Below are 7,276 nucleotides of genomic sequence, written 5' to 3'. Positions count from 1 at the left end.
AGCTCAAACATTAAAAGCTATAAAAGAAGCAGAAGCATATAAAGGACCATCACTTATAATAGCATATGCTCCATGTATCAATCACGGTCTTAAAGTTGGAATGGGTTGTACACAACTTGAAACTAAGAGAGCTGTTGAATCAGGATATTGGGCTATGTATAGATTTAATCCAGCTTTAAAAGAAGCAGGAAAAAATCCATTTACATTAGACTCTAAAGAACCAACTACTTCATTTAGAGAATATCTAATGGGTGAAGTAAGATATTCTTCACTAGCAAAAACATTCCCAGAAATAGCAGAAGAATTATTTGTTAAAACAGAAAAAGATGCTACGGAAAGATTAGCTGGATACAAAAAACTAGCTAACCAAGAATAATTAAAAGAAATAAAAAATAGTTAAAAGTAAAAGGGACTCCTTCAAGGGGTTCCTTTTGTTTGTGCTGGGACTTCAAGTAACTTTACTTCAAAATAAAAGATAGTAGAAATAAAAATTATAAATATAAAGGCTAATTCTAAAGGCATTTAACTACCTTTAGAATTAGCCTATGTTTTAAACTATAATTTTGATATCTATATCGTTTATCCGAGTATTTGTTTTAAATCAGCTTCTGGTGTACTTATAGGTTTAATATCAAAATTATCAACTAGGAATTGTAATACATTAGGGCTTAAGAAAGCTGGTAGTGTTGGTCCTAGGTAAATTCCTTTTACACCTAGTGATAGTAAGGCCAACAAGTCTGCAACAGCCTTTTGTTCATACCAAGTTATAATCAGTGTTAGTGGTAGATCATTAATGGTGCATTTAAATGCATCAGCTAGTGCGGAAGCTATTCTAACAGCAGAATATGCATCGTTGCATTGACCTATATCTAGCAATCTTGGGAGTCCAGCTACTTCACCAAACTCTAATTTGTTAAAACGGTATTTTCCACAAGCTAAAGTTAGAATAATACAATCTTTTGGAACTAGCTGAGCAAATTCAGTATAATAATTTCTTCCTGTTTTTGCTCCGTCACATCCTCCAATCAAGAAAAAGTGCTTAATTTTTCCTTCCTTAACTGCATTAATGATTGTATCAGCATGACTTAAAGTTGCTTTATGACCAAATCCAACTAGTATTTCCTTAACTTCTTCATCTTTTTCAAAGCCACCAAGTGCTAGAGCTTTCTTTATTATTTCAGAGAAGTCTTTATGACCATTAACATCAGCAGGTATATGTTTTATACCATCCCAGCCAACAACACTTGTTGAGAAAATTCTATCTTTATAAGAATCTTTTGGTTTTATTAAGCAGTTTGTTGTCATTAAAATGCACCCAGGAATACCATCAAATTCCTTTTGTTGATTTTGCCAAGCTCCTCCAAAGTTACCTACTAAATGTGCATATTTATTTAACTTAGGATATCCATGAGAAGGGAGCATCTCGCCGTGGGTATAAATATTTATTCCCTTTCCTTCTGTTTGTTCAAGGAGCATTTGAAGGTCCCTTAAATCATGACCAGAAATCACGATAAATGGTCCTTTTTTAATGTTTACATTAACCTTTTGAGGTGACGGAGAGCTATATTTTTCAGTATTAGCTTTATCTAATACCTCCATAACTTTAACACTCATCTCTCCAGTTTTAAGTAAGTACTTGATAAGATCTTGAAGATTTAAACTATTATCAGTTAATGCTGCAAGAGCTATAAAATAAAACTCATCTACTTCATCACTGTTATATTCTATAAATCTAGCTTGGTGTGCATAAGCAGCAATACCCTTTAATCCATATTTTATAGTTTCTCTTACGGAACGGATATCAGCATCTAATTTTTCATCATACATAATGCCTGCTTTTTTAGCATCTTCAAGAATTTGTTCTTTAGAATCACTTAAATTATATAAAGCCTCTGCAGTATTTACTTTTTCATTTGAAGTTTTCTTCCTAATTTCTTCTTTGATTACTTGAGATTTTTTAAGCATATCAATATGGGCATTAGGATCAAAGTTTACATTAGTTAATGTCATAAACAATGAATTTTCCATAAATGATACCCAAGATTTAGGTAGTTTCTCACCTTTGGTTAAAAGTTCAGTAGCATAACAACTTATTCCTTTTAGCTGATAGATTAACAAATCTTGCATTGCTGCAATCTCTGGTGTTTTTCCACAGACGCCTATGTTAGTGCAACCTTTTCCACCTGCAGTTTGTTCGCATTGAAAACAAAACATTTTTCCTTGCATAAGTAACCCTCCTAAATTTTATAAATATTTGAATATCTAAATACTTGTTGAAAATTTAAATTGATAATGAATCAATTTTTAAGAAAATTATGGTATGCTTACACCTTACCATTACAATAAATATCTTTCAACAGTTTTAGAAAGTTAACCTTTTGTACATTTTTAATGTGTTTATATTTGACTTAAATCACATTAAAAACAGGTCGTAATGGATATAATATTATTTAAAGGATGATTAAATGATTTTGTAATTAAAATTAAAGTTATGAAATTAGCTGAGAAGTTAACAATTATAGTGGGGGTGGTTAGACTGAGTAATAATATAGTTATAATAGGTGGTGGCGTTGCAGCTATAAGTGCAATAAAGGCAATTCGAGAGACCGACATCGACACAAATATATTCATATTTCAAAATGAAAGATATTATCCGTATTACAGGATAAAGTTAACAAAAGGCTTATTGGATAGCCTTGAAGAGGAAAAGATAATGCTTCAGAAAAAAGATTGGTACGAATTAAATAATGTAAAGTTATTTCTTAACAAAGAAGTTATTGGGATTGACACAACTAAGAGTGAAATTATTTTGGATGATGGAAATAGATTTGGTTATAATAAGTTATTATTGGCTAATGGTTCAAAAAACTTTATGCCATCTATTGATGGTATTGATAAGGAAAATGTTTATACAATAAGAAAATTGGATAATATACGAGATATAAAAGATAATATTTACGATAAAAAAACTATATTGAATGTGGGAGGCGGAGTGCAAGGAATAGAAACCGCGTGGAGTCTTAATCAGCATGGTAAAGATGCTATTATAGCCGAGTTTCAAGAAAGATTAATGCCTCGCCAGCTAGATAAAAGGGCATCTGAGATTCTTAAAACTGCAATTGAAGGTTTTAAAACTAAAGTACTTTTAAAGACACAGATAGTAAAAATTCTTGGAGGAAACAAGGTAAAAGGCGTAAAAACAATGGATGAAAAAACTATTGACTGTGATATGGTAATTTTTTCTGTTGGTATAAGAGCTAATAAGGAATTATTAGAGAGTACACCAATAAAAACCAATAATGGGATTGTAGTTAATGAGAGGATGGAAACTAATATAGAGAATGTGTATGCAGCAGGGGATGTAGCAGAGTTAAATGGAAAAATAGTGGGACTTTGGAACATTGCTATAGAGCAAGGGAAGACAGCTGGATATAATATTGTTGGTAGACATGCAGTATACAATGGTATTGTGCCAGTTACAATATTAAATGCATTTAATACTGCCCTTTTCTCCATGGGTGAGATTGATGAGAAGCTATGCGATAGGGCAATAACAGATGAGAGCTCTGATAGTTTGTCTTATAAGAGATTATTTATTAGAGATAATAAAATAATAGGTGCCATTGTAATAGGTGATAATAAGTATTCTGCCCTATTAAAGAATGCCATAGAAAAGAGGATTGTATTTTTAAGCATAGATTTATTAAATGCAGGAGTAAATGATTTACTAATGAAATTAAAAAATAACTGAAGGAAATGAAGCAATATATGTTACTGAAATTATATTTGCGAAGCACTATCATAAACTTATAAACAATCGTAAATAGCACTTATATATGCAAAAGATGGAGGGAATTAAATGAGTTTTAAAATAAGTGATACTGTAACCTGGGTTGGAAAGATTGATTGGGAGTTAAGAACATTCCATGGTGAAGAATACTCTACACATAAAGGTTCTTCATATAATTCATATTTAATTAAAGATGAAAAGACAGTGCTAATTGATACTGTTTGGCAACCATTCTCTAAAGAATTTATAACCAATCTAAAAAATGAGGTTGATTTAAACAAAATTGATTATATAATTATGAACCACTCGGAAAGTGATCATAGTGGTGCCCTTACAGATTTAATGAAAGAGATACCTAACACCCCGATTTATTGTACAAAAAGTGGTGCGAAAATAATAAAGGGACATTATCATCAAGAGTGGAACTTTGTAGAAGTAAAAACTGGAGATACGTTAGATATAGGTAAAAACAAACTGACATTTGTAGAAGCAAAGATGCTTCATTGGCCTGATACTATGTTTACCTATTTATCCGGTGAAAACATTCTATTTAGTAACGATGCATTTGGACAGCATTATGCCTCAGAGTTTATGTATAATGATAAAGTTGATCAGGCAGAATTATATCAAGAAGCAACAAAATATTATGCAAATATTTTAACCCCATTTAGCAAATTCGTTGTAAGAAAAATAGAAGAGATATTAAGTTTTAATTTATCCGTTGATATGATATGTCCTAGTCATGGCATAATATGGAGAGATAATCCACTACAAATAGTAAATAAATATATGGAATGGGCAAAGGGTTATCAGGAAAATCAGATCACAATAATTTATGATACTATGTGGAATGATACAAGAAGGATGGCTGAAGCCATAGCAGAAGGTGTAAAAAGTTCAAATAATGATATTACAATTAAGATTTTCAATTCATCTAAAAGTGATAAAAATGATATTATTACAGAAGTGTTTAAATCAAAGATGGTGATTGTTGGTTCATCAACAATAAATAAAGGTATATTATCTTCAACAGCGGCAATACTAGAAATGATTAAAGGACTTGAATTTAAAGGAAAGAAAGCAGCAGCCTTTGGTAGTTATGGATGGAGTGGAGAGTCTACAAAATTAATTACTGAGGAATTAAATAAGTCAGGATTTGAAATATTAAATGAAGGAATAAGAGAATTGTGGAATCCAGATGAAGATGGATTAAACAGATGCAGAGATTTTGGAAGGAATGTTATAGAAAAAATCTAATTAATTTAAAGGAGGTTAATTTTTATGAAAGGTTTTGTTGATAAGGATACATGTATAGGGTGTGGATTATGTCCTGCTGTATGCCCTGAAATTTTTGAGATGGATGATGATGGAAAGGCTGTAGCTTCGGAAAATGAAATTGAAGAAAAACTAATTGAGAGCGCTAAAGATGCTGAAGAACAGTGTCCAGTGAATGCCATAACAATTGAATAACCATTAGCATTATTTTTATTTGGTAGCACCGGCGTAAGCTGGTGCTACTTTTTATATTAAACATATTTAAAGAAAATCAATCTAGTAACATATGTTACCGACAATATAAAAACAAACTAGTATACTAATCTCATAACACAAGCACAAGTAGTGCTTATAAAAGAAAAAATGGAGGATGATTTATATGGCTATGTTTTGTTTTCAATGTCAAGAAGCAGCTAATTGCAAAGGATGTACGGTAAAGGGAGTTTGTGGTAAAACTGAAGACCTTGCAAAGGCTCAGGACTTACTAATTTATATAACTAAAGGAATATCAATATACAGTGTACGTGCTAGAGAGAATGGTATAGTCAATAAGGAAGTAGATAATTTCATAATGGAAAGTTTATTTGCAACTATAACAAATGCAAATTTTGATAGAAATGTATTTATAACAAGAATAAGAAAAGGCTTAAGTTTAAGGGAAGAAGTAAAACAGCAACTTCTTAAAGCTGGAATTAAATTAAGTGATAAAGGTGAAAATTCTAATTGGCTTAAGAAAATATTTAATACATTTGGATTTGGAAAGGAAGAAGAATTGAATTTACCTGATGCGGCGGTTTGGTTTTCTAATGACTTAAAAGAATTTGATGAAAAAGCAGGAAAAGTAGGTGTATTATCAACTCAGAATGAGGATGTAAGATCTTTAAGAGAACTACTTATATACGGACTCAAAGGCATGGCTGCATATGCTAAGCATGCCAATAACCTTGGATATGACGACGAAGGACTTCATGCATTCACTCAAAAGGGGTTAGCTTCTACTTTAAACGATACTTTGAGTGTTGATGAACTTGTGGCTTTAGTACTTGAATGTGGTAAGTACGGTGTTGATGCAATGGCATTACTCGACAAGGCTAATACTTCTAGTTACGGGAATCCTGAAATAACAAAAGTTAATATAGGAGTTAAAACTAATCCTGGTATATTAATTAGTGGACATGATTTAAAAGATATGGAAGAGTTATTAAAACAAACGGAAGGCACTGGAATAGATATTTATACTCATAGTGAAATGCTCCCAGCTAATTATTATCCTGCTTTTAAAAAGTACAAGCACTTGGTAGGTAATTATGGAAATGCATGGTGGAAGCAAAATGAAGAATTTGAAAGCTTCAACGGACCAATACTTATGACTACAAACTGTATTGTAACTCCAAAAGCATCTTATAAAGATAGAATATACACCACAGGAGTGACAGGCTTTCCAGGTGTTAAACACATAGCAGATGGAATAAATGGAAATGCAAAAGATTTTTCTTCAATAATTAAACAAGCTAAAAAATGTGCAGCTCCTGTTGAGATTGAAAAGGGTGAAATAGTAGGAGGTTTTGCTCATAACCAAGTAATAGCTCTTGCGGACAAGATTGTAGACGCCGTTAAAAGTGGAGCAATAAAAAGATTTTTCGTAATGGCTGGCTGTGATGGAAGAATGAAGAGCCGCGATTACTACACAGAATTTGCTAAGAAATTACCAAAAGATGCAGTTATACTTACAGCAGGTTGCGCAAAATATAAATATAATAAATTGAATTTAGGAGATATCGGTGGAATTCCAAGAGTATTAGATGCAGGTCAATGTAATGATTCATATTCATTAGTAGTGATAGCACTTAAATTAAAAGAAGTATTTGGATTAGATGATATAAATGAACTTCCAATTTCTTATAATATTGCATGGTACGAGCAAAAGGCTGTTATAGTTTTACTTGCACTATTACATTTAGGGGTTAAAAATATTCATCTAGGACCAACATTGCCAGCATTTTTATCGCCAAACGTTGTAAAAGTATTGGTTGACAGTTTCGGCATTGGTGGAATAAGTAATGTGGATGATGATATAAAGATGTTCATGGGAGAATAACCATTAAGACAAAAACTGTATTGAAATTTATAATACAGTTTTTGTTTTTTAGACAATATGTGATATTAGTCACATACTTTCTTTTTTTATATTGATAAAGTGTGAATATACTT

The 7,276-nt window shown here is 31.6% G+C and carries 5 protein-coding genes and 1 pseudogene; 5 read left to right on the top strand and 1 reads right to left on the bottom strand.

The genetic code is table 11. The annotated features are described in order from the left end of the window. Positions 1-376: pseudogene (locus VIM70_RS04575) on the top strand (pyruvate:ferredoxin (flavodoxin) oxidoreductase); the annotation flags it as partial. 203 nt (positions 377-579) lie between these two features. Here the strand turns inward: VIM70_RS04575 and hcp (VIM70_RS04570) are convergent. Beyond that, positions 580-2,226: a hydroxylamine reductase gene (gene hcp, locus VIM70_RS04570; protein WP_331944549.1), complete on the bottom strand. Its 1,647-nt coding sequence runs from the start codon at positions 2,224-2,226 to the stop codon at positions 580-582. 301 nt (positions 2,227-2,527) lie between these two features. On the opposite strand from hcp (VIM70_RS04570), the gene VIM70_RS04565 reads away from it, so the two are divergent. The 4 genes from VIM70_RS04565 to hcp (VIM70_RS04550) all read left to right on the top strand — a co-directional run bounded on the left by VIM70_RS04565 (position 2,528) and on the right by hcp (VIM70_RS04550) (position 7,163). Beyond that, complete coding sequence (locus VIM70_RS04565) at positions 2,528-3,751, top strand: NAD(P)/FAD-dependent oxidoreductase (protein ID WP_331944548.1); 1,224 nt, start codon at positions 2,528-2,530, stop codon at positions 3,749-3,751. 108 nt (positions 3,752-3,859) lie between these two features. Further along, positions 3,860-5,047, top strand: a complete 1,188-nt coding sequence (locus VIM70_RS04560) for an anaerobic nitric oxide reductase flavorubredoxin (RefSeq protein ID WP_331944547.1) — start codon at positions 3,860-3,862, stop codon at positions 5,045-5,047. Between the two features lie 24 nt (positions 5,048-5,071). Then, entirely contained in the window at positions 5,072-5,260 is a 189-nt protein-coding gene (locus VIM70_RS04555; RefSeq protein WP_331944546.1) for a ferredoxin, read from the top strand. Between the two features lie 184 nt (positions 5,261-5,444). Further along, the gene (gene hcp / locus VIM70_RS04550; RefSeq protein WP_331944545.1) at positions 5,445-7,163 is read left to right on the top strand and encodes a hydroxylamine reductase; all 1,719 of its coding nucleotides are present in this window, start codon (positions 5,445-5,447) and stop codon (positions 7,161-7,163) included. Positions 7,164-7,276 lie beyond the last annotated feature (113 nt).

The organism is Clostridium sp. (assembly GCF_036569345.1).
Lineage (GTDB): Bacteria > Bacillota > Clostridia > Clostridiales > Clostridiaceae > Clostridium_AD.
The sequence above is the reverse complement of the archived record's forward strand: the minus strand, read 5'-3'. Positions and strand labels throughout refer to the sequence as shown.